This window comes from Nocardiopsis camelliae, assembly GCF_028993595.1.
Lineage (GTDB): Bacteria > Actinomycetota > Actinomycetes > Streptosporangiales > Streptosporangiaceae > Nocardiopsis > Nocardiopsis dassonvillei.
The window spans coordinates 6,191,133-6,212,448 of sequence record NZ_CP118614.1; the positions used below are offsets into that span (position 1 = coordinate 6,191,133).

Here is a 21,316-nt window from a genome sequence, read left to right on the forward strand (position 1 = left end):
GGGGACCGCACCACCAAGCGACACAGCACGAGGAGAACTGGCGTGGCAGCCGAAAGCACGGGGACGTCGGGCGCGTACGCGGCCGCCGGGGTGGACATCGCCGCCGGCGAGCGCGCCGTCGACCTGATGAAGCGCCACGTGGCGCGCACCCGCAGGCCCGAGCAGGTGACCGACGCCAGCGGCTTCGCGGGCCTGTTCCGGCTCGACACGAACAAGTACAAGGACCCGGTCCTGGCGACCTCCACCGACGGTGTGGGCACCAAGGTGATGCTCGCCCAGCAGATGGACCGGCACGACACGATCGGCATCGACCTGGTGGCGATGGTCGTCGACGACCTCGTGGTCAGCGGCGCCGAGCCCCTGTTCATGACCGACTACGTCGCCTGCGGCGCGGTGGTGCCCGAGCGCATCGCCGAGATCGTCGGCGGCATCGCCGAGGGCTGCCACCAGGCGGGCTGCGCGCTGGTCGGCGGGGAGACCGCCGAGCACCCGGGCGCCATGGAACCGGACGAGTACGACCTGGCCGGTGCGGGCACCGGCGTGGTGGAGGGCGACGCGATCCTGGGCCAGGACCGGGTCCGCGAGGGTGACGCCGTCATCGCGATGGGCTCCTCCGGCCCGCACTCCAACGGCTACTCGCTCGTCCGCAGCATCGTGGACCGGGCGGACCTGGACCTGTTCGCGCACGTGCAGGAACTGGACGGGGTGCTGGGCGAGGTGCTGCTCACCCCTACCCGGGTGTACGCCAAGGACTGCGTGGCGCTGACCGCGACCGTGGAGGTGCACGCCTACGCGCACATCACCGGCGGCGGGCTGGCGGCCAACCTGTCGCGCTCCCTGCCCGGCCACCTGGACGCGGAGCTGGACCGCTCCACCTGGGCGCCCGCCCCCGTGTTCGGCTACCTGGCCGACAAGGGCGGCGTGGGCCGGGAGGACATGGAGGCCACGTTCAACATGGGTGTGGGCATGGCGGCGATCGTCGCGGCGGACGACGCCGAACGCGCCCTGGGCGTGCTGTCCGACCGGGGCGTTCCGGCCTGGCGGCTGGGCACGGTGACGGCCGGTTCGGGACGGGCCGTCCTGACCGGCGAGTACCGCGGCGCGTGAGGAGCGGACGCGAACATAGCCGGTGCGAACCACCGCAGTGGTTCGCACCGGCTATATCCACCTGTCCGCTACGGCTCCCTGGTGCGGGAGCCGCGACCGCCACAGGTCAGCGGTTGTTGTCCGAGCGACCTGAAGGTCTCGGTCTGCCGGGTACCAGTCCTACCGGGTACCAGTCCTGCTGGGTACCGGTGCTGCCGGGTACGCCGGGTACTACTTGTCCGAGTCCGAGTACTTGTCGGCAAGATCCGCGTAGCGGTCGACCAGGTCGTCGTGAGAATCCGCGTAGGAATCATCCGGACCCGACGGCCCGGAGGGAGACCCCTCGTCCTCAGCGACACCCAGCTCCGACCGCAGCCGCTCAAGGTCGGTCCCGCCGGAGCTGTACTTGAGCTTCCGGGCGACCTTCTGCTGCTTGGCCTTGGCTCGGCCGCGCCCCATTGGCTCGACCCCCTCAACGATTGGGTTCCGACGAACCCCAGATCACTTACAAACCCGCACTATCGGGCTGACGGCCGTCAAACGCGACTGACGACAGGCGCCAGCTTACGTACACATACAACCGTACCTGGTCGGCCCCCGTCGTGCCTACGCCACCCGGGTGTGACGGATGTGGTGAGCGCACGCGGCGGCGGCCGCACAGGCCACCCGTGGTGAGTGCCACAGACAACGATATGTGCCACGATGCGATCGTGCTGCCCTACACCGCCTATCTCCGCGTCTACCAGCCGATCAACGCCTTCTCTCCGTACGATCGCGGTTACTGGGAGGAGTACGCGGCCTCCCCCGACCGGCCCCGGCGGATCAACGCGCTGGCGGCGGAGCACGCCGAGAGCCTGAGCCGCCTGGTGGCCACGCCCCCGGTGGTGGCTCCGGCGGAGGAGAGCCGCAACGCCTACCTGCGCCGGGTGAACGAGCGGCTGTACGTCTGCCCCTGGCAGACCCGGCTGCGCTCGTGGCGGGCCTTCACCGAGTTCACCGGCACGATGCCGGTGGGGGTGAGCACGGCGTTCGTGCCCGTGGACGAGGCGGAGCGGGCGGAGGAGGAGTACCGCGAGTGGCGGGACTCGGGCGCGCTGGTGCGGCCGGGGATCCTGTCGAGCAACTGGACCGTGCCGATCCCCTGGTTCGTGCCCTTCGAGGCCCAGGAGCGGTGCCTGGTGCTGTCGGCGAACTCCACCCGGACCCTGCTGTACCTGACGCGGACCTCGCTCGCCCTGAGACGGCTGGAGCAGACCGCGGCGGTGCTGCGGGAGCACATCGGCGAGCACGCGGTGTCGGCCGCCACCGAGCAGCTGACGGACTGGCTGACGCTGACCGCGCACCCCGACTCGCTGCTGGAGCTGGACTACGGCGGGCTGCCGCACCTCCTCAGCGACGACCACCTCGGCGAGGACCACTCGGTGGCGGAGGTGGCGGGGGCGATCGAGGCCCTGGCGACGGGGGACGGCCGGCGCGTGGTGGAGCTGCGCGAGAGGCTCACGCGGCGCTGGAGGTCGGTACGCGCACTGGAGCACGCCAACTGAGGGTTACGGTGTCACCACGTTTTCGTGGACACCCGCCGCCGTCTGTCGTCATCTGAGCGGGCGGACGCCCGCGCGCCACGCCGATTACCAACCTGGTACACCAGGTTTCTCTCTCCTCATCCGCGGCTTTTTCGCACGTGACAAGGGTGCGAGCCCGGACGTCGTCCGCGCACGACATCAAGAGTCGTGAAACTGGGCATAACGCCCGATAGGGATCGACGTAGACTGTAGCCAAACGATCACAGAGCGCACCCTCAGTAATCAGGAAACCCTTGCCACGCGGGGAATCCGCGCGGCCCGACCGTCAGCCGAAGCACACGGCGCCCCTTCCCCGCCGGTCCGCCTCCTCCCCCGCACGCGAACCGCCCACCGAGAGCCCGGGACTCCACCACGCTCCACGGAGCCGGGTTTCGGCCAGGCAGCCGTAGCACTTCGGGCACTCCGCATCGAGAAAAACGAGGCCGGAGAACGAAGTTTTGACCGAATACGCCACATGCCACTAAACGTGTCGCTAGAATCACTTAGCGTGACGCGGCCACGGGCGGCTTTCTTTGGCCTCCCACGTGCAAAGTTGCTTGGAGTGGTCGTACAATCACCTCGGGTGATGCCAATATAGACCTAGAGGGAATATTGGACATCCGGGCCAAGTGCCAGGATTAAGGCTCAAGGATCGGCACACAGATCCAGGAGGAGAGGCCGTACACATGTCAACTCGCACGCCCGAGGCGGAGCCCCTGTTGACCCCCGCCGAGGTTGCCACCATGTTCCGTGTGGACCCCAAGACCGTGACACGCTGGGCGAAGGCGGGCAAGCTGACCTCGATCCGCACCTTGGGCGGACACCGCCGCTACCGCGAGACCGAAGTCCGCGCCCTGCTGGCCGGAATCCCCAGCCAGCGTACGGAGTGATCTCCCCTGTCTGCGCCGATTCCGGGGGGAACGGTCGGACGGGCTCCGGCCGCTGAGAGCGGCTGACAAAGGTCGAGGGCGGGTCTTCCCACAGGAGGCCCGCCTTCCGCGTGTCCGGACACCGAGGGGCGCCGCGGCCGTGTGCTCCCCCGGACGTGACCCCCGCCCGGGGACCGTATCCGAGCCCCCGGCGAAGCCGGGCACGCGGATAACCGGACACGCGCCGCACCCGGGCGGCGGGCCCCGGAGGGCGTCCGGCTAGAAGTCCTCGATCCGGTCGTCCATGGCGGTGGTCCGGTCGCGGGCCAGGAAGGTGGCGGCCGCGCCGCCGCCGACCGCCACCACCGCGGCGGTGATCAGCGCGGCGAGCGAGCTGCCCGTGGTCGCCAGGCGGTTGTCGTCCCCGGCGACCTCCTCCGGCCGCGGCGACTCCTCCTCGGGGTCGCCCTTGTCGCCCGGCGAGGGCGGGGTGGTCGCGGCGTAGGTGGACCCGAGCGCCCACGCGTCGGCGAAGTCCACCGCGAAGCCCCTCTCCTGGCCGACCTCGCCGACCTGCACCCACACGGTCATCCAGCTCCGGCTCCCGCGTCCGTCCCAGTCCTCGTCCTGGTCCCGGAAGGTGGTCTCGTTGGCCTCGAAGCGGATGCGGACGGGCACCTCCAGGGCCACGTCACCGTCCTCGTCGAAGACCTCCAGGACCTCCTCCACCGCGGTCCCGTCGGCGTTCTTGCCCAGCGGCCCGGCGGAGACGCCGAACGCGGTCAGGTCGCCGTGGGCGAAGGTCGTCTCGGTCACGCCGTCGTACCCGGCGGTCGCCGTGGCGGTCACGTCCGCGAGGGTGAACTCCACGGCGTTGCCGTCGGCGGACACCGTTTCGGCGGCGGCCCCGTCCAGAAGGAGCACCTTCCCGGCCGCGCTCGGGGAGGGGCCGGAGGAGCCGGAGGGACTGGAAAGACCGGAGGGACTGGGGGAGGCACCGTCCTGCGGTTCGCGCCGCGGGGCGTCGGAGGGCTCCTCGCTCGCCTGGGCCGCGTCCTGGTCCCCCGTGTCCGCGGGGGTGTCCCCGCCGTCCCCGGAGCCCTCGTTCGCGGTCCCCCCGTCGGCGGGGTCCCCGCCCGAGGGGGTCCTGTCGTCCGCGCCGCCGGTGCCACCGGTGTCGCCGCCCGTGTCGCCGCCCGTGCTGTCCGCGCCGTCGCCGCCGTCCGGCGAGGGCTCGTCCCGGAAGGGGGTGCCCTCCGCGGACGGTTCGGCCTCCGGTGAGGGGGAGGGCGGCACGGAGGGCTCGGGCAGGTCCACCTCCGGCGGCACGTCGATCAGCCCCTGGGCGGCGAGGTCGGCGACCTCCATCCGGAAGGAGGCGGTCCGCACGGTGGAGGCGGCGCGCGCGCTGTCGGCGTCGACCACGGTGTGGCTCTCGCCGTCGATCTCCAGGTAGGGGGCCATCGGCCCGAAGAGGTCCTCGGCCGCGGCGCTGCCCTCGGTCTCCCCTCCGAAGCCGGTGGCGGTGGAGTAGCCGGTGACCACGTCGCCGTCGGCCACCCAGGCCTGTGCGTTGCCCCAGACGAGCTGGTCGGCGGAGGCGGGGAGCGCGGGCACGGCGCCCAGCACTCCGAGAGCGGCGAACAGGACGCCGCCGCGGACGAGGCGGCGCGTGGTCAGCTTGGCGGGAGACACCACAACACTCCTGTTGTATGCGGGGGATGTCCGACCCTGGGGTCGGCCCGTGCCCGCCGCGGACGGCGGACAGGGTTGCCCGGCCAGCCGGAGACGGCCGGTCGCGGTGTACGGGGCGGTTCGTGTCGGGGCCTTCCCGCCCCGGGAAGGTGACTCTGTGCCGGGCGGTGTGTGCGGGCGCCCTACGGCGAGCCTAACCTCTGGATCACGAAACGGAAACCGTTCGCCGTGGGCCGATCGGCCCGTGCGCGGGCGCCGACCACCGGTCAACGGAGGCCGCCGCCGCGAAGTTCCGAGCACCCCCGGGAGGCAGCGGAAGCGGTCCCGGGCGAGAGGGGCCCGGACAAGGGAACGGCCCCGGGGGACGTGTCCCCCGGGGCCGGATCGGCTTAGCCGACGTCGAGCTCGTGCTCAGCCTTCGCTGGTCTCCGCGGCGGAGTCAGCGGTGTTCTTCCTGCGGCGCGCGAAGTACGCGGCCAGACCGCCGCCGGCGGCGATCGCGGCACCGGCCGCGATCAGACCGGCGATCGGGCTGCCGGTCTGGGCCAGGGACTCGGCGTTCTCCAGCTTCTCCGGCTGCGGCTTCTTCTCGGTCTTGTCCTCGGGGTGGGTGGGCGCGGGCTTGTCGTCGCCGTCGTCACCGCCGTTGCCCTGCTCGAAGACACCGACACTGGCGAGGCTCTCGGCCAGGTTCACGTAGTGGAAGGGGGCCTCGGCGCCGTCGACGGTGAAGGACACCGCGAAGCCGGTGTAGGCGTCGTTCCAGGTGACGCCGTTCTCCTCGTCGCTGTACTCCTCGACGTGCTCGTACGACTGGATGTCGATCAGAACGGTGATCTGCTCACCGCTGTCGAGGGTGACGACCTCCGGGTAGGAGATGTCGGCGACGTCGTCGCTGTGGGAGACCTCGCCGCCCCAGCTCTGGGTGGTCGTGGTGGTCACACCGGACAGGGTGGCGTCGAGGACGATCTCGTCCGAGCCGCTGACCAGCTCGGTGCTCTCCTCGTCCAGAACCAGGGTCTCGGGCTCGGAGACGGTTGCGGGGTCGGTCTCGGGGGCCGGGCTGGTCTCCGGCACCTCCGGGACGTCGGTCTCGCCACCGGTCTCACCGCCACCGGTGTTCTCGTCACCGCCGGTCTCACCGCCGTCAGCGCCATCGCCGCCGGTGTCCTCGTCACCGCCGTCCTCGGGCTGGCCGTCGTCGACACCGGGCTCGGTCTCCTCGCCCTCGGGGGCAGGGGACTCCTCGGCCTCGGACTCCTCGGGCTCCTCCTCGACCTCGGACTCCTCGTCGAGGTTCTCCTCGACGATCTCCTCCACGTCGGAGACGGTGAGCTGGACGCGGGCGGTGTCCACGGTGGCCGTGGCGGTGACGCCGTCACCGCCGACCGTGGCGCTGCTGGTGCCGGAGAAGGTCAGCCAGCTGCCGACGGAACCGGAGTAGCTGTTGGTGGTCGTGCCGTCGTAGCTGACGGCGACGCCCTCCCAGTTGCCGACGGAGGCGTAGGCCCAGCCGTAGTACTCGGTCTGCGCCGCGGCGGGGAGAGCCGTGGCGATGCTGAGCGCGCCGAGAGCGGCAAAAGCCGCTCCGCCCTGGAGAATGCGGCGCGCGGTAACGCGAGTGTTCTTCAAGTCAATCCTTTTCGGATCGGCCGCAGTCCGCACTGGTCGGACTGCTCTGGATACGCGCGCCACCGGCCGACTGCGGGGGAGTCGTGGGAACACAGGGCGCGAACCAGGATCGGATGGGGGATGGCGGGAGCACACAGAAAGCTCACTGCCAGCGGAAACAGGAGGGCGCGGCCGCGACCGCCGGACGGAGGGGGCGCGGGAACCGGGCCGTGGAGTACTTCCGATTTCCTAACCCAGACCTTACATCCCCACAAAGGGGGAATTCTCCCGAAGCCCATCACGAAAGGATCACAGGGAAAGAATCCCTCACTCTGAGCGACACCGCAATTCTCCGTGGAAGTTTTTCTCGGAACCGGTAAACCGAACACCGTATGTCGCGTCTTACAAAGGAAGCGTGCCCCCGGCAAACGCCTTTGGCGCGCCCGTGGGCAGGCACCCCGGGTGACGGGCGGCACACCGCCGGGCGGGGCCCGCTCCCGTCAGCCGCGTTCTCCCCCGCGCCCGGACTCCTCCTCCCCCGCGCCCCGCTGCCGGACGTCCGAGGGTGACGCCCGGGTCCCCGGAGCGGCTAGGTTGTGGGCATGCCCGTCTCCGCACCGTCAGGGCCCCGGAGCCGCGCCACCCGCGCCCTGTCACTCGCCTCCGTCCTCCTCCTCACCGCCGTCGCCTGCTCGGCGTCGCCCGGTGCACCCCCCGGCAGCGACCCCACCGCCGCCCTCCCCCTCCCCGGACCGCAGGACGGCGACGACCGCGAGGCCCCCGAGGGCGGGGAGCAGGAGGGCCCGCCCCCGGGCCGGGGCCCCCTCGGCGACAGCGTCGTGGTCATCGACCCCGGTCACAACGGCGGCAACGCCGCCGCCCCCGACGAGATCAACGCGATGGTCCCCGCCGGGCCGAACGAGAAGGCCTGCGACACCGTCGGCACCGAGACCGCGAGCGGCTACGCCGAGCACGAGTTCAACTGGCAGCTGTCCGTGCTGGTCAAGGAGAGGCTGGAGGCCGACGGCGCCACGGTCGTCCTCACCCGCGAGGACAACGGCGGGGTCGGACCGTGCATCGACGAGCGCGCGGGCATCGGCAACGAGGAGGGGGCCGACGCGGCCGTGTCCCTGCACGCGGACGGGGGCCCCGAGACCGGTCGCGGGTTCCACGTGATCATGCCGGGTGAGGTCGAGGGCTTCACCGACGACATCACCGAGTCCTCCCGGCTGCTCGGCGAGGACATCCACCGCGCGTACCTGGAGGGGAGCGGTGTCCCCACCGCCGACTACCTGGCCGACGAGGGCCTGGACGTGCGCACCGACCTGGGCGGGCTGAACATGTCCGACGTGCCCAAGGTGTTCCTGGAGACGGGCAACATGCGCAACCCCGAGGACGCGGCGCTCATGGAGGACCCCGCATGGCGGGAACGGGCCGCCGACGCCGTCGCGCAGGGCTTGGCCCTCTACCTCATGCGGGGCTGAGGGAGGGCGGACGGCGCGACCGCCCCGCGGCCCTCGTATCCGCCGGTCCCCGAACGCCCCGCGCCCACTCCCCCCGCGTCTGTCCCCGCTGTGCCCGTGCCCGACCACCGGCCCCGGGCGTCCACACCCGGCCACGGCGCCCGCCGCTGTGGCGCGCGCCGCTCCCCCGTGGGCATAATGCGTCCATGACATCCCCCGCCCCGCGCCCCCTCCCCTTCCCCGGCTTCGACATCGTCCTGCGCGGCTTCGACCGCCACCAGGTGGACGACCTCGTCCACCGCGCCACCTCCACACTGACCGCCCTCACCGGCGGCCCCGTCCTCACCGACGAGAACGGATGGGTCCTCACCCCGCCCTCCGCGCCGGCGCCCGACCCGATCACCTCCGCGGAACTGGCCGAAGCCCCGGTGGACCTGGTCCTGCGCGGGTACGACCGTTCCCAGGTGAAGGACCTCCTGTCCCGCCTCGTGGAGCTGCTGGCCGAGGCCGAAGCACACACGACCCGGGGATAAACAGCCCTGAGAACCTCGTCAACTGCACAATGGGGACCATGCCTCTGACACCGGCGGACATCCGCGAAAAGAAGTTCCACACGGTGCGTCTGCGCCCGGGGTACAACGAGGAGGACGTCGACGCGCTCCTCGACCGGATCGAGGCGACGCTCGTCGCCCTGGAGGGCGGCCCGAGCACGGGCGCGCTCATCACGGCCGACGAGGTGCGCAACTCGCGGTTCCGCACCACGAGACTCAGCCCGGGCTACCGGGAGGACGAGGTCGACGACTTCCTCGACGTCGTGGTCGCCGACCTCGCCGGACGCGGTCTCGGCCGCGCCCGGGACCAGTCGCCGCCGCTGCCGCCCCGCCCCGGTGCGGCGGGCGCCTCCGCGCGGCCACGGCACCAGCGGCCCGGCCCGGACGCGCGGCAGGGCCCGGACGCGCCGCAGCGTCATGAGGCCCCGTCCCGGCCGCCGCGGCCTTCCGGGATGACCCCGAGGGACGTCCGGGAGAAGCAGTTCGCCACCACCCGGCTGACCACCGGCTACAACGAGCAGGAGGTCGACGACTTCCTGGACCGGGCCGAGTTCACGCTGGACGTCCTCCAGCAGGGACGGCCGGACCGTGCCACGCTCACCGCCGCCGAGGTGGAGCGGATCCAGTTCAGCACCACGCGCGCGCGGCCGGGGTACGACCCGGCGCAGGTGGACCACTTCCTGGACGTGCTCGCCGAGGAGCTGCGCGGGTACGAGCAGCCGCAGTGACGGTGACTCCCGGTGAGGGACCCGGGTGGGACGGCGGGCCACGGGCCGCGTGCGAAACGGGCCGGGACGTCGGCCCCGGACGCGTTCGCGCCCGTCGGGCCGGGGTGAGTAGGCCACTGGCCGCGGACACGCCGTAGCGCACACTCCCCATCTGCAGGACAGCGGAAAGTAATATTTGGACACAGGAAGTAGTCATCCCCCCGCTGTCCCGCAGACCGCGCCCCGAGGGGAGGCAGGATGTCCCACGCGATGCCGCCGGAGGGGCGCGCCACCGCATGTGCGGTGCACGGCGCGCCCGGCTGCCGCTCCGCCGCCGACGGCGGCCCGAGAACCCGTTCCAGGGAGGGGCTGCGGGTGCTCGGCGACGACGAGGAGGTCGTCCCGGCCTCCGCCCACCCGTGGGAGGCCCCGCTCCTGGCCGCGTGCGTGGGCGCCACCCTGCTGGCGGCGGCGGGGCTGGCCCACGTGGTGTGGTCGCTGTCGGGGTCGTGGCTGTGGGCTGCCGCCGCCCTGGCGGTGGTGCCCGCCGCGCACTGGCAGGCGCGGGGGCTGATGTACGCCCGGCGCAGGGCGGAGTCGGTGAAGATCTCGCCCACGCAGTTCCCCGAGGCCCACCGGATGGTGGTGGCGCTGGCGGCCGAGACGGGGCTGCCCCGGACGCCGGAGGCCTACGTGCGGGTGGGACAGCGCCGCTGGGGTACCGACGCCGCCGGGCACGGGCTGCGCCGGTACCTGGTGCTGTCGGACGACCTGTTCGACCCGTGCGGCCGGGTCCGCGACCCCGAGGCGCTGGCCTTCCTGGTCGCGCACCAGCTGGGGCACGTGGCGGCCGGGCACACCGGTTTCTGGCGGCGGGCGGCGGCGCTGGGCGGGGAACTGGTCCCGGGACTGGGTGCCGCGCTGTCGCGGGCCATGGAGTACACGGCCGACAACCACGCCTACGCGCACGTGCCCGAGGGCGCCCACTCGGTGCGGGTCCTCGCCGGGGGCGGCAACCTGTACACGCGGGTCAACATGGGTGAGATGGCGGACCGCGCGCGCACCGACCGGGGCTGCTCGCTACTGCTCTACCACCTGCTGACCCGCCGACCGGGCAACACCCGCCGCATGGCCGCCCTGCGCGACCGCACCCGGCGCGGCCGGGTCTTCCTCTAGACCCTGCCCTCCTGGCCCCGCTCCCGCCCGCCCGGCGGGGTCCGCTCGACGGCGCCGGGCGGGCTCGGGATCAGTTCCAGTGGCGGCGCATGGTCCAGCGGTCGGAGGCGAGGTCGCGGGTCATGTCGATGATGCTCGGCTCCCCCGTGTCGGACTCGGCCGAGACGCGGAGCAGGTGGATCTGCGTGGCCGGAACGCCGGGCGTGCCCGGGCGGGCGGGCCAGTCCCCGATGACCCTGCGCACCCGGTAGGCGCGGCCGCGCCAGGTGAACCGGGCGGGGGTCCCGCCCTCGGTGGAACGGACGTCGATCTGCTCGTTCAGAAGACTCACCCCGCCAGTTTATCGAACACCAGTTCGAAAAAGTCAAGCGCTGGCGGCCCGTGTCCGGGACCGCGCCGACGACCGGCGGGTCAGCCCTCCCAGGACCGGTCGTACTCCGGGTGGGCCCGGTACACACCGGCGAGGTACTTGACCGCCAGCCGCCAGGCCAGCAGCTCCGACCAGGGGTCGCCGCCGCCGCTCCGGGCCCCGGGAAGGGCGCCCGCGGCTCCCGCGGCCACGAGGGGCTCCAGGCCGCGCATGCCCGCCCGGTGGGCCTCGACGTACCCGCGGACGATCTTGCGCTTGGCCGCGACCTCCGCCAGCGCCCGGTCACGGCCGCGGGTTCCCGCGGGGACGGCCTCCGACGCGCGCTCGTCCTCGTCCAGGCGCGCGTTGAGGAACTCGACGATGGTCAAGGGACTACTCCCATCCTGTCCACCACTGCCACGGGGCCCGGTGCCGGACCCGCACCGCCTCCCCCACGGCTCACGTGGGGTCGCAGCCCTCGAACTGGGGCACGCTCGTCACGACCTGGAGGCCGGTCTCGCCGAACCAGGTCTCCAGGTACTCCGCGGCGGTGCCGTCCTGGTACATCTCGCTGATGGCCTTGTTGACGGCCTCGCAGGCGCGCACGTCGCCGTGGGGCAGGCCGACGCCGTACTTCTCGTCGGTGAAGGGGTTGTTGACGAACCGGAAGGCGTCGGGCTCCTCGGCCAGGAACCCGGCCAGGATCAGGTTGTCGGTGGACACGGCGTCCACCCCGCCCTCGCGCAGGGCGTCGATGCAGGCGCTGTAGCTGGGCGCCTCCCTCTGCTCGATGCCGATGCCCAGACCCTCCCTGATGCGGACGGCGGAGTAGGAGCCCTCCCCCTGGCAGACGCTGCGCCCCTCCAGGTCGCGCACCCCCTGGATGCCGGTGTCCTCCGCGCGCACCAGCACGTCCTGCTTGGCGACGTAGTAGGGGCCGCCGAAGGTGACCTGGGTCTTGCGGGCGGGGGTGATGGAGTAGGTGGCCACGACCATGTCCACCTCGCCGCTGATCAGCTGCTCCTCGCGGTCGGCGGAGGTGACCCCGGTCACCTCCACGTCCTCGGCGGCGAAGCCGAGCTTGGCGGCGATGTAGAACGCCACGTCCACGTCGAAGCCCGTGATGTCGCCGCCCTCCTCCAGCCCCAGGCCGGGCTGGTCGGTCTTGACTCCGACGGTCAGCGTGTCGGCGTCCAGGAGCGACTCCTCCTCTCCCAGCACCGCCGAGCAGGCGGGCAGCGCGATCACCGCCGCGGCGGCCAGGGCGGCCGCGGCGGCGGTGCGCCGGTGTCGAAACCTCATCGGCCTGTTCCTCGTCTCTCGGGGGGTGCGGATCCGGGTGGGGGTGGACTCGGCACGGGAGGCCGGGCTCAGCGGTACTCGGCCAGTCGGGGGCGGACGCCGAGGACGAGCAGGACCAGCAGCAGGGCCGTCGCGGCGGGCAGCAGCCACGTCCAGGGGGTGAGCGCCGCGTCAGCGCGTTCGATGCCCGCGTCGAACGCCTTCTCGTGCAGGTCGGTCAGCTCCGCCAGCGCGGCCTCGTAGGCCTGGAAGGAGCCGTCCTCGGAGTGCGCGACGCCCATGCGGACGTCGACGGCCCCCGACAGGTCGCCCTCCTCGGCGGCCGAGCGCAGCGCCCGGTCCTCGGTCTGGAGGGCGTTGTAGGACTCCAGCACCTCGGCGAGCGCGTCCTCCTGGCCGGGCAGCAGCGTGTCCTGGGCCCGCTGGCCCAGGTAGCCGAGCGTGCCCGGGTCCTCGGGGTCGGAGCCGTCCGACCCCGGCAGCTCCGGGTAGGCGGCGACCACGCCCTCGACCTGCCCGTAGTACGCCTCCAGGTTGCTGGCCGGGCGGTACAGCACCTGCTGCGCCCGCTCCAGGTACGTCAGCTCGTAGTTCTCGGCCATGTCCCGGTCGAGCAGGTAGCGGCTCTGGTCCGCCTGCATGTCGGTGGAGATGGCCCCGGCCCGGGCCAGCGCCATGGCCGCGTCCAGTCCCGCCTCCTTGGCGTCGCGCTGATGCCCGCCGCTGGCGGTGAGGACGAGGACCACCCCGCCGGTGAGCAGCACGGCGACCGCCGTGGCGGCCAGCAGGGGCGCGTTGAACCGGCGCCGGAACCGCACGCGCAGGTACAGCTGGAGGCCGATCAGCGCGGCGGCGGTGACCGTGCCGGCCGCGCCCACCCAGAACATGCCGAGCGCCACGGAGGACTGCCCCTCCTCGTGGTTGGCGCGCACGATCGCCGACGAGTCCAGCCCCAGGTTGAACGCCTTGGGCAGCAGTTCGGCGTGCATCAGCCGTGTGGCCTCGCGGTAGGTCTCCAGGGCCGCCCCGTCCACCCGGCCGGGCGGGGCCTGCGCCTCGTCGTTGAGCAGCCGCGCCTCGCCGGCGAGCTGTTCGTAGGCGCCCATCCCGTCCAGGACCGCCTCGACGTTGCGCTCCTCCACGCTGTCGCCCTCGGTCAGCGAGGCCGCCTGGAGCAGGGCCTCGTTGGCCCGCGCGCGGCTGGCCTCGTACCCCTCCAGGGCGTCCTCGCGGCCCGAGCCCAGATCGTGGTCGGTGCCCATGAGCAGCACGTCGGCCACGCGGGCGTCCATGTCCGCGAGCGCCAGGTACAGGTCGGTGGTCGCCAGGGCCCGGGGCCCGGCGTCGTCCCCGAGCACGCGCAGGCCGTCGCGGGCCTGGCCGAGGGTGGCGGCCGCCGAGCCGAACAGCCCGAGGACGGCCAGCACGCACACCGAGGACAGCAGCCACACCCGGGCCGGGGTGGTCGCGGCCCAGCGGCGGAGCCCGGAGGCCCGTTCACGGGCGCCGGACCCGCCCCGCCCGCGCCGGGGCGGGCGGGAGCCCTCGCGCTCGGGTGCCGGGGTCTGCGGGGGCCGGCCGCCCGGCACCGCGGGGAGCGCGCCGTGCGGGGGCTCCGGCGGACTGGTCGCGGTCCCGCGCGGGGCCCGGTCGGGGGTGGGGGGCGTCAACGGGGTTCACCCCTTCTGGAGGATGATGACGGTCCATGCGCCGACGTAGATCCGGTCGCTGTCATTCAGGGGAACCTCCACGTTGGGGGCGATGGGGTTGGCGGTCCCGTTGACCGTGGTGCCGTTGGTCGAGCCCGGGTCGAGGATGGCCCAGGTGCCGCCGGGCTTGGCGACCAGGATCGCGTGGACGTGGGAGATGGCCGGGTCGCCGCCCGGGCCGCCCAGGTCGATCTCGGGGGTGAAGCCGCGCGTGGCGCTGCGCCGTCCGATGTGCACCCTGTCCCCGGTGAGCGGCACCCGGCGCTGCGTGCTGCCCCTGGGGAAGGAGATCTGGTCGGGGTCGAGCAGGCCCTGGTGGACCATGTACTGGTAGTAGGCGGGGTCGGCGGCGACGACCGCGCGCCAGCGCGCGCCCGTCCGCCCGTCGTCCGCGTGCGTGTGCCGTTGGTCGTCGGAGCGCGAGGCGAAGTCGTATCCGCACTCCTCGCAGAACCGGCCCGCGCGGTAGGTGCCGCACTCGGGGCAGGGGCCTCCTCTGGGCAGGGTCGCCGGGCGCGGCGGCGCGGGGGGTCGCGACGGGGCCACGGGGGGTGTGGGCGGTGTCGGATGGCGGTGCGACGGGGGCCGCGACGCCGGTGCGTAGGCCTGGAGGCGCAGTCCGCAGACGTCGCAGAAGTCGGTCGCCGTGGAGCGGTGCCCGGAAGGGCAACTCGGCATGGGTCCCTCCTACCCGGGTGTGGGGGCACCGCCGGTGTCCGGCCCGCTCTGCCGCGGCCGGGTCCGTACGGTCCGGGTCGAGTTGGTGTCCAGGGTCATCTCGTCGACCTTGCTGACACCGGGCTTGAGCCGGACGGTTCCGGTGACGGGGTCGGCCACGTCGACGACCCTGCCGAGGAGCCTCGCGGTCTCCTCGTTGCCCGACTCGTGGGCGAGTGCGACGGCGCGGCCCAGCCGCGTGGTGGCGGTGTCGTCGTCGCCGTCGCGACGGGCCGCGAGCCCGTCCTGGATGGCCCGGGCCAGTTCGACCTGGCCGGTGTAGTGGGCCACGCGGGGGTTGATCTCGGTGGCGCGGTCCTCGTCGGCGGTCCACTCCGCGAGGATGTTGCCCGAGGCCAGGATCTGCTCCTCGGCCCCGGCGGTCGCGGGGAGCACCACGCGCACCCATCCGGCGCGCAGCTGGCGGCCGGGGGCACCGGGCGGCACCTGGACGCAGACGTGGTAGTCGCGGCTCTCGGTGCCCCAGGACCCCGTGGGGTAGTCGCCCGACTGGGGCACGCGCTCCACGCCGCGGCCGGTGAGGTCGCTGACGGTGGGGGCGACCTGCTTGACGTGGCGCACGACGGCGTTCTGGGGCGTCCACAGCCGCAGCACCACGTCGGCGACGGTCTTGCCCATGGAGGCCTGCGCCATCGCCCGGAAGTCGGCCACCATGTCGGCGGGGTCGGCGATGATGCCGGGGCCTCCGCCGAGCAGGGCGGAGTCGATCCGGCGCAGCTCCTCGACCTTCCAGTCGGTGCCCACGCCCCGGCAGTCGCAGACGAAGGAGCCCGTGACGCGGTCGAGCGCCCGGGCGAAGACCGCGGCGGGCTCGTTGTTCTGGCCGTCGGTGAGCAGGATGGCGTGCTTGATGCCGCCGTCGACGGTGGCGAACAGCTCGGCGGCCCGGGTGAGCCAGGAGCCCATGCGGGTGCCGCCGTCGGCGCGCAGTCCGTCGATCGCCTCAGCGGCCTCGGCGCGGGTGACGGCGTCGGCCGGCACCATCCGCCCGCCGCCCTCGGGGAAGAGCACGGAGGCGTCGCCGTGCCCGGCGACCACCGCGAAGCGGACGCCCTCGCGCAGGGCGCCCACGGCGGCGCGGGCGGCCCGCTTGGCCGCGTCGATCTTGGCGCCGTACATCGAGCCGGAGGTGTCCACGATGATCACCTCGGCGGCGCGCACCGAGTCCCCCACCACCACGGAGGCGGTGGAGGTGACGCTGACGATCGCGTGCACCTCGCGTCCGCCCTCGGGCAGGAGGACGTTCTGGTCGACCTCGATCCGAAAGCCCGGTTCGGCGGCGCGCTCAGTCGTGTTGGGCACGGGGACCCCCAGCGGGCACGGGAACGATCACGACGGTGATGTTGTCCTTGCCGCCCGCGTCCAGGGCGAGGCCGACGTAGGCGCGCGCGGCCTCGTGCGGTCTGGCCCCCGCCCCGGGGACGGCGTCGGTCAGCGCCTGCGCCTCGGGGAAGTAGTTCCACAGGCCGTCGCTGCACAGCACGACCGCGCCGGGGCCGGTCGGGGTCACGGTGGAGATGTGGGCGTCGATCTCGCCGGAGTCGGCGCCCATCCAGGCGACGAGGGCGTGCGCGTTGGACGAGCGCATCGCCTCCTCGCGTGAGAGCGCGCCCATCTGCACCATCGCCTCGCTCCAGGAGTCGTCCCTGGTCAGCAGGGCCGAAGCGCTGGAGGTGGGGCCTCCGGAGAGCCAGTAGGCGCGGCTGTCGCCGACCCAGCCGACGGTGACGGTGCCCGCGGCGGGGTCGTACACCGCCGACACGAAGGTGCACGCGGGCGCGGAGCGGGGCGAGTCGGCGATCCCGGCGACCGCCTCGGCGGCCCGGATCATCGCCGCGCCGGTGGCCTCGCGGGGGTCGGCGCCCTGGCTGACGCGTTCGGCGAGGACGGCCACTCCGGTCTCGGCGGTGACGCGGGAGGCCTCGTCCGAGCGCGGGGAGCTGGACACCCCGTCGCAGACCACGGCGCAGACCACGCCGGGCGCCCGGGGGTGGTCGGCGTCGATCACGCGGATCGCCATGGCGTCCTCGTTGCGCCTGTGCCGCAGCCCGCGGTCGCTGACGCCGACGGCGGAACGCGTGCGCACCTCGACGTGGTCGCGCCCGGTGGGCTGGAGGAGCCCGCACCGCTCGCAGTAGCCGTCGCTGACCTCTCCGGGGCACCAGACGCACAGGCCGGGGTTGGCGGGCCGCACCGGGTTGCTCCCGGTGGCGGGCGGCGGCCAGTCGGGGACGGCCTCCGGTTCCGCGGCCCGGGGCGGGGAGGACGCGAACGAGGGCAGGCTGTCGCGGCGTATCGGCTGGGTGACCATGGAGTCGGCCGCGTGCGGGGCGGCGTCGGGCAGCGCCTGCGGCGGGGGCGCGTCCCGCCCGCCCGTGTCGAGGGAGCGCAGGCTCACCTGTGGAGCCGTGGGGGCTCCGTCGTCGGGCACCAGGCCGGGGCGCGCGTCGGCGCCGGGCGGCACGGCACCGGACCGGCCCGGGGCCTCCCCGGTCCGCGCGCCGCCGTCGGCCCGCTCCCGGGACCGTCCGCCGGGCGGCACGTCTCCGGCCAGGCTCGCCTGCGGGGCGGTGGGCATGCTGTCGGGGTGCCCCGCGTTCTCGGCCCCCTCGGGGAGGGGGCGTCCGCACCCCTCGCAGAAGGCGTCCTCCGTGGACACCCTGTCCGAGCAGGCGGGGCAGGTCCGCACCTTGGTCATCGCCGTTCCCTCGTTCCTCACAGCAGCGTCACGGGGCGTAGGGAGTTGGCCCTGTCGACGAGTTCATACCGTTCCGACGACGCGACGGCGCGCTGGGCCAGCGCGCGGTAGCGGCGCTCCAGGTTGGCCCGTACACCGTTCTCAGTGAACGGGGCGCCGAGGAGCCCCTCCCCCGCCGGTGCCCCCGCACCCGCGCCGAGCCAGCCCAGGGCCGACTCCAGGACCCGGACCGCCAGGCGGTCCGCGGACTCGCCGTCCAGGCCGATCCGCTCCAGGCGCCGTCCGGCCTGCACGAAGTCGGCGGCCGCGGTGCCCTCGTGGTGCGCCGCGAGCACGGCGATCAGCGCGGTCTGGGCGTGCACGTGCAGCCGCGACAGCTCCGGGACCGTGTCCAGGACGGCGGTGGCCGCGGCCCGGTCCCCCTGGGCCAGGCGGATGCGGGCCAGGCCGAACGCGGCGCTGACGAAGGAGTGGTCGGTGTTCCAGACCGCCCGGAACAGGCGGGCGGCGGTCTCGTGCTCGCCGGTCCGCTCGCAGGCCAGGGCCAGGGCGAGCTTGGGCGCGAGCTCCCCGGGCAGGTGGTCGTACAGCTCGTCGAAGTGGTCGCGGGCGTCGCGGAACCGGCCGGTGCTCAGCTCGGCGACGGCCAGGTACCACATGGTGCGCCAGTCGCCCGGGACCACTTCGCTGAACCGCTGGAGGACGTCCATGGCCTCGCCCTGGCGGCCGACGGTGACGAGGGCGCGGACCAGCATCAGCAGGGTCTCGGGGGTGGGCGAGGGCATGGCGCGCAGCGCGGGGACGAGTTCCTCGGGCGGCAGGGTCTGGAAGCCGCGCAGGTGCTGGGCGGCCGGGTCGGACTGGTCGATGAGGGGTGCGGGCAGCAGCGCCGCCGTGTCGGTGGGCGGGGGCGCGAGGAGCATGCGGTCGGCGTTGTGGGTGCCGGGGTCGGGTCCGGCGGCGGGGTTCTCCGCGCCGAACAGGGCCGAGGGGGCGGGGTGCGGCGTGCCCTCCAGGTCGGAGAGCACCTCGCGCAGGACACCGGTGAGCTGGTCGGCCATGTCCTCGGCGTCGTGGAAGCGCAGTTCGGGCTCACTGTGCGTGGCGCGGCGCAGCAGCCGGTCGAAGGACTCGTGGCGCTGGAGCAGCGGCACGGTCTCCCGGGGCGGGATGCTGTGCGGGTGGTCGCGCATGAAGCTGAAGCGGAAGCTGAGCACGGCCAGGGCGCGGCCGACCGAGTACAGGTCGGCGCTGACCGTGGGGCCGGGGCCGCGCAGCTCCTCCTCGGGCACCCGGTACCCGGGCGTGGTGTAGACGGGGCTGACGGTGTCGTCCATGCGCCGCACGCCGCCCAGGTCGATCAGCTTGATCTGCTCCTCGCTCTGGATGACGTTGTCGGGTTTGAAGTCGCAGTAGAGCAGGCCCCTGGAGTGCAGGTAGCCCAGGGCCCGCAGGACCTCCAGTCCGTAGGCGATGACCTGGTCCGGGGGCAGGACGGCGTCGGGGTCGTCCTCGCGGCGCTCGATGAGCAGCTCGCGCAGGGACTTGCCGCCCACGTACTCCATGACGATGTGGCCGCCGGGGATGCCGGTGCGCGGGTCGGGGTGCTGGGAGAAGTTGATGATCTTGACGATGTTGGGGTGCTCGACCTCGGAGAGGAACGCGCGCTCGGCGGCGGCCGCCTTGTGCGCCTCGGCGTCACCGGCGTTGAGCAGGCCCTTGAGGACCACCCAGCGGTCGTTGACGTTGCGGTCGCGGGCCAGGTAGATCCAGCCGAGGCCGCCGTGGGCCAGGCAGCCGAGCACCTCGTACTGGCCGCCGACCAGGTCCCCGGGGGAGAGCTTGGGCGTGAAGGAGAACTGGGTCCCGCACTTGCGGCAGAAGCCCTCGGTGCGCCCGGGCTGGTCGCCCTGGGCGCGGCCGACCCGCTCCCCGCAGTTGCCGCAGAAGCGGTTCTTCTCCGAGACGACGGGGTTGTCCATGACGGCTTCGGAGGGGTCCCGGTAGGGGACGATGGGCACCTGGACCATGCCCATGCCGAGCATGCCGCGGGAGGAGCGGCGGCTGCCGCGCCCGGCGCCGCTGCCTCCGCTGCCCGAGGTCGCGGAGACGCTGCCGGGGCCGGAGCGCCCCGAGAGCCTGACGTTGCCGGAGAGGGGGTGGGAGTGGACGGGGTCACCGCTGAGGGGGTTGGCGGAGGAGTTCGTGCGGAGGGAGGGCTGCGGGCCGGAGGCCGGCGGCACGGGCCGCTGCAGGGGGGCGGGGCCGCCCGGGGGAGGGACGTCCGCGGGGGCCATGCCGCACACACCGCAGAAACCGTCCTCGACCCGGCCGGGGCAGCCGGGGACCGTGCACTTCGTCATCTGTTCGCACCACCATCGCTCTGGCCCTCTGACGCGTCCGGGCCCGGTGTGGTTCTGTTCACAGCGGAATCGTTTCCGCCGAGTTCGTGGAGCGCGCGCTGGTACACGGAGAGGGCGACCGTGGCCGCGCGCAGGTCGCAGGGAGCGGTCCACAGCGCCCAGTGCGCCGTGCTGTGCAGACTGGCCAGCCGCGGGTCCTCGGCGACGCCGAGCCGGACCGAGCGGGAGTGGTAGGCGTCCAGGCGTCCGCGCAGTTCGGCGCGGCGCTCCAGGAGGCCGGCGAGGTTGGCCTCGCGCTCCCGGGCGTCGTCGGCCGCCTCGCGGACGGCGCGCTGGACCTCGCCCAGGAGGGCGCCGAGTTCGCGCCACCCGCCCCGGGCCCGCAGTGCGTCCATGGCGTCGATGCGGGCCCGCAGCCCGGGGACGGGGTCGGGCACGCCGATCGCGGCGGGCGAGGAGACCTTGGCGACCACCTGTTCGCGCAGCGCGCGGGTGCGCTCCACGGCCCTGCCGACGTCGTCGATGGCGAAGCCGAGCCGCTCGACGCTCTCGTCGTAGGAGTCGCGCATGCGCAGGGCGTCGCGGAGCTCGCCGCGCACGCGTTCCAACCGCAGGCGCAGCCGTTCGAGGGAGGACGTGTCCACACGGCCGTCCTCGACGAGCGCGAGGGGGTCGCGTCGGACGGTGTCGCCGACCTCGGCCAGGTCCACGCGCAGGGACTCGTGCTCGTCCTCGGCGAGTTCCACCATGTCGGCGAGGGTGCCGATCTCGTGCCACATGGCGTCGAGCTCGCCCAGGCGCGGGTGGAGGGCGCCCCAGGCCGTCTCGGCGGCCGAGATGACCTCGGTGGCCTCCTCGTAGTCGGCGGACATGCGGGCGACGGCGGCGGCGAGGCTGACCGACTCGCTTCCGGTGTGGAGCAGTCCGCGCTCGCGCAGCGGGACCTCGCCGGCGGGCAGGGGCACGGAGTCGCCGTTGAGCAGGGAGGTCAGGGCGGCCTGGTCCTCGGGGCCCTGCGCGCGGTCCCGGATCCGGCCCGCCCTGTCCACGACGCCGCGGAAGGCCTCGTAGACCGCCCACAGGCTGCGGATGTGCCCGCTGGCCTGCTCCCAGCGCCGCCGGGTGCGCCCGACGAGGTCGGCCCCCTGGAGCATGCGGTGGCTGACGTGGCCGTCCAGGTCAGCGAGGTTGAGGGAGATCCGGTCGGCCTCACCGCGCACACGGTTGAGCGCGTGGTCGATGCCCTCCCAGCTCATGGGCGGCATGCTCGCCCCGGACGCCCTGGCCACCTGCCGCCTTCCTCCCCGGCGTCCACGCACGCTCCCCGCAGCCGTCGGGGGCGTGGACGGTCAATGGTCCTTTACCTAGACACGAGTCTGGCCCCCGCTTTCGCGAACTACAAGAGAAAGCCCGGTTTACGGCCATGAACGGCCACTG

At 73.4% G+C, this 21,316-nt stretch carries 19 protein-coding genes; 7 read left to right on the forward strand and 12 right to left on the reverse strand.

Annotated elements, in window-relative coordinates:
- The first annotated feature begins 42 nt into the window (after nucleotides 1-42).
- Nucleotides 43-1,107 carry a phosphoribosylformylglycinamidine cyclo-ligase gene (gene purM, locus PV789_RS26980; protein WP_274975134.1) on the forward strand — a complete coding sequence of 355 codons (1,065 nt, stop codon included), beginning with the start codon at nucleotides 43-45 and terminating at the stop codon, nucleotides 1,105-1,107.
- A 210-nt stretch (nucleotides 1,108-1,317) separates the two neighbouring features.
- Here the strand turns inward: purM and PV789_RS26985 are convergent, their stop codons facing one another.
- Complete coding sequence (locus PV789_RS26985; RefSeq protein ID WP_013155385.1) at nucleotides 1,318-1,545, reverse strand: DUF3073 domain-containing protein; 228 nt, start codon at nucleotides 1,543-1,545, stop codon at nucleotides 1,318-1,320.
- Between the two features lie 251 nt (nucleotides 1,546-1,796).
- Here PV789_RS26985 and PV789_RS26990 point away from each other — a divergent pair, with 251 nt between their 5' ends.
- Entirely contained in the window at nucleotides 1,797-2,630 is an 834-nt protein-coding gene (locus tag PV789_RS26990; protein ID WP_498048290.1) for a DUF8083 family protein, read from the forward strand.
- 704 nt (nucleotides 2,631-3,334) lie between these two features.
- On the forward strand, nucleotides 3,335-3,538 hold the full coding sequence (gene bldC, locus PV789_RS26995; RefSeq protein ID WP_013155387.1) for a developmental transcriptional regulator BldC: 204 nt from the start codon (nucleotides 3,335-3,337) through the stop codon (nucleotides 3,536-3,538).
- 258 nt (nucleotides 3,539-3,796) lie between these two features.
- On the opposite strand, the gene PV789_RS27000 is transcribed toward bldC, so the two are convergent.
- A complete protein-coding gene (locus tag PV789_RS27000) occupies nucleotides 3,797-5,212 on the reverse strand; it encodes a hypothetical protein (protein ID WP_274975135.1) in 1,416 nt (471 codons plus the stop codon).
- A gap of 411 nt (nucleotides 5,213-5,623) precedes the next feature.
- On the reverse strand, nucleotides 5,624-6,844 hold the full coding sequence (locus PV789_RS27005; RefSeq protein ID WP_274975136.1) for an LPXTG cell wall anchor domain-containing protein: 1,221 nt from the start codon (nucleotides 6,842-6,844) through the stop codon (nucleotides 5,624-5,626).
- 581 nt (nucleotides 6,845-7,425) lie between these two features.
- On the opposite strand from PV789_RS27005, the gene PV789_RS27010 reads away from it, so the two are divergent.
- The 4 genes from PV789_RS27010 to PV789_RS27025 all read left to right on the forward strand — a co-directional run bounded on the left by PV789_RS27010 (nucleotide 7,426) and on the right by PV789_RS27025 (nucleotide 10,720).
- Nucleotides 7,426-8,307, forward strand: a complete 882-nt coding sequence (locus PV789_RS27010; RefSeq protein ID WP_274975137.1) for an N-acetylmuramoyl-L-alanine amidase — start codon at nucleotides 7,426-7,428, stop codon at nucleotides 8,305-8,307.
- A 185-nt stretch (nucleotides 8,308-8,492) separates the two neighbouring features.
- Nucleotides 8,493-8,819 (forward strand): hypothetical protein, encoded by a 327-nt coding sequence (locus PV789_RS27015; RefSeq protein ID WP_274975138.1) that lies wholly within the window; start codon nucleotides 8,493-8,495, stop codon nucleotides 8,817-8,819.
- A 29-nt stretch (nucleotides 8,820-8,848) separates the two neighbouring features.
- Entirely contained in the window at nucleotides 8,849-9,565 is a 717-nt protein-coding gene (locus PV789_RS27020; protein WP_274975139.1) for a DivIVA domain-containing protein, read from the forward strand.
- A gap of 237 nt (nucleotides 9,566-9,802) precedes the next feature.
- Nucleotides 9,803-10,720 (forward strand): M48 family metallopeptidase, encoded by a 918-nt coding sequence (locus PV789_RS27025; RefSeq protein WP_274975140.1) that lies wholly within the window; start codon nucleotides 9,803-9,805, stop codon nucleotides 10,718-10,720.
- A gap of 70 nt (nucleotides 10,721-10,790) precedes the next feature.
- On the opposite strand, the gene PV789_RS27030 is transcribed toward PV789_RS27025, so the two are convergent.
- From PV789_RS27030 to PV789_RS27070, 9 genes are all read right to left on the reverse strand, one after another.
- Nucleotides 10,791-11,051, reverse strand: coding sequence for a DUF6504 family protein (locus tag PV789_RS27030; RefSeq protein ID WP_212642416.1), 261 nt, complete (start codon nucleotides 11,049-11,051; stop codon nucleotides 10,791-10,793).
- Between the two features lie 80 nt (nucleotides 11,052-11,131).
- Nucleotides 11,132-11,458, reverse strand: coding sequence for a DUF6221 family protein (locus PV789_RS27035; protein ID WP_274975141.1), 327 nt, complete (start codon nucleotides 11,456-11,458; stop codon nucleotides 11,132-11,134).
- Between the two features lie 70 nt (nucleotides 11,459-11,528).
- Entirely contained in the window at nucleotides 11,529-12,371 is an 843-nt protein-coding gene (locus PV789_RS27040) for a glutamate ABC transporter substrate-binding protein (RefSeq protein WP_274975142.1), read from the reverse strand.
- Between the two features lie 68 nt (nucleotides 12,372-12,439).
- Nucleotides 12,440-14,041 carry a GlnX family signal transduction membrane protein gene (locus tag PV789_RS27045; RefSeq protein WP_274975143.1) on the reverse strand — a complete coding sequence of 534 codons (1,602 nt, stop codon included), beginning with the start codon at nucleotides 14,039-14,041 and terminating at the stop codon, nucleotides 12,440-12,442.
- A 6-nt stretch (nucleotides 14,042-14,047) separates the two neighbouring features.
- Entirely contained in the window at nucleotides 14,048-14,758 is a 711-nt protein-coding gene (locus PV789_RS27050) for an FHA domain-containing protein (protein WP_274975144.1), read from the reverse strand.
- 9 nt (nucleotides 14,759-14,767) lie between these two features.
- Nucleotides 14,768-16,120 carry a vWA domain-containing protein gene (locus tag PV789_RS27055; RefSeq protein ID WP_274975145.1) on the reverse strand — a complete coding sequence of 451 codons (1,353 nt, stop codon included), beginning with the start codon at nucleotides 16,118-16,120 and terminating at the stop codon, nucleotides 14,768-14,770.
- On the reverse strand, nucleotides 16,104-17,516 hold the full coding sequence (locus tag PV789_RS27060; RefSeq protein ID WP_274975146.1) for a PP2C family protein-serine/threonine phosphatase: 1,413 nt from the start codon (nucleotides 17,514-17,516) through the stop codon (nucleotides 16,104-16,106). The genes PV789_RS27055 and PV789_RS27060 overlap by 17 nt, the downstream gene beginning before the upstream one ends.
- A gap of 17 nt (nucleotides 17,517-17,533) precedes the next feature.
- Nucleotides 17,534-19,879, reverse strand: coding sequence for a serine/threonine-protein kinase (locus PV789_RS27065; RefSeq protein WP_274975147.1), 2,346 nt, complete (start codon nucleotides 19,877-19,879; stop codon nucleotides 17,534-17,536).
- Entirely contained in the window at nucleotides 19,876-21,144 is a 1,269-nt protein-coding gene (locus PV789_RS27070) for a hypothetical protein (protein WP_274978264.1), read from the reverse strand. Before PV789_RS27070 ends, PV789_RS27065 begins: the two co-directional genes overlap by 4 nt.
- Nucleotides 21,145-21,316 lie beyond the last annotated feature (172 nt).

Bases quoted from the DNA above. Each gene is read 5' to 3' on its own strand.
- PV789_RS27015 (WP_274975138.1), top strand. From the start codon at position 8,493: ATGACATCCCCCGCCCCGCGCCCCCTCCCCTTCCCCGGCTTCGACATC.
- PV789_RS27050 (WP_274975144.1), bottom strand. From the start codon at position 14,758: ATGCCGAGTTGCCCTTCCGGGCACCGCTCCACGGCGACCGACTTCTGC.
- PV789_RS27065 (WP_274975147.1), bottom strand. From the start codon at position 19,879: ATGACGAAGTGCACGGTCCCCGGCTGCCCCGGCCGGGTCGAGGACGGT.
- PV789_RS27070 (WP_274978264.1), bottom strand. From the start codon at position 21,144: ATGCCGCCCATGAGCTGGGAGGGCATCGACCACGCGCTCAACCGTGTG.
- PV789_RS27010 (WP_274975137.1), top strand. From the start codon at position 7,426: ATGCCCGTCTCCGCACCGTCAGGGCCCCGGAGCCGCGCCACCCGCGCC.
- PV789_RS26985 (WP_013155385.1), bottom strand. From the start codon at position 1,545: ATGGGGCGCGGCCGAGCCAAGGCCAAGCAGCAGAAGGTCGCCCGGAAG.
- PV789_RS27060 (WP_274975146.1), bottom strand. From the start codon at position 17,516: ATGACCAAGGTGCGGACCTGCCCCGCCTGCTCGGACAGGGTGTCCACG.
- PV789_RS27020 (WP_274975139.1), top strand. From the start codon at position 8,849: ATGGGGACCATGCCTCTGACACCGGCGGACATCCGCGAAAAGAAGTTC.
- PV789_RS27025 (WP_274975140.1), top strand. From the start codon at position 9,803: ATGTCCCACGCGATGCCGCCGGAGGGGCGCGCCACCGCATGTGCGGTG.
- bldC (WP_013155387.1), top strand. From the start codon at position 3,335: ATGTCAACTCGCACGCCCGAGGCGGAGCCCCTGTTGACCCCCGCCGAG.
- PV789_RS27040 (WP_274975142.1), bottom strand. From the start codon at position 12,371: ATGAGGTTTCGACACCGGCGCACCGCCGCCGCGGCCGCCCTGGCCGCC.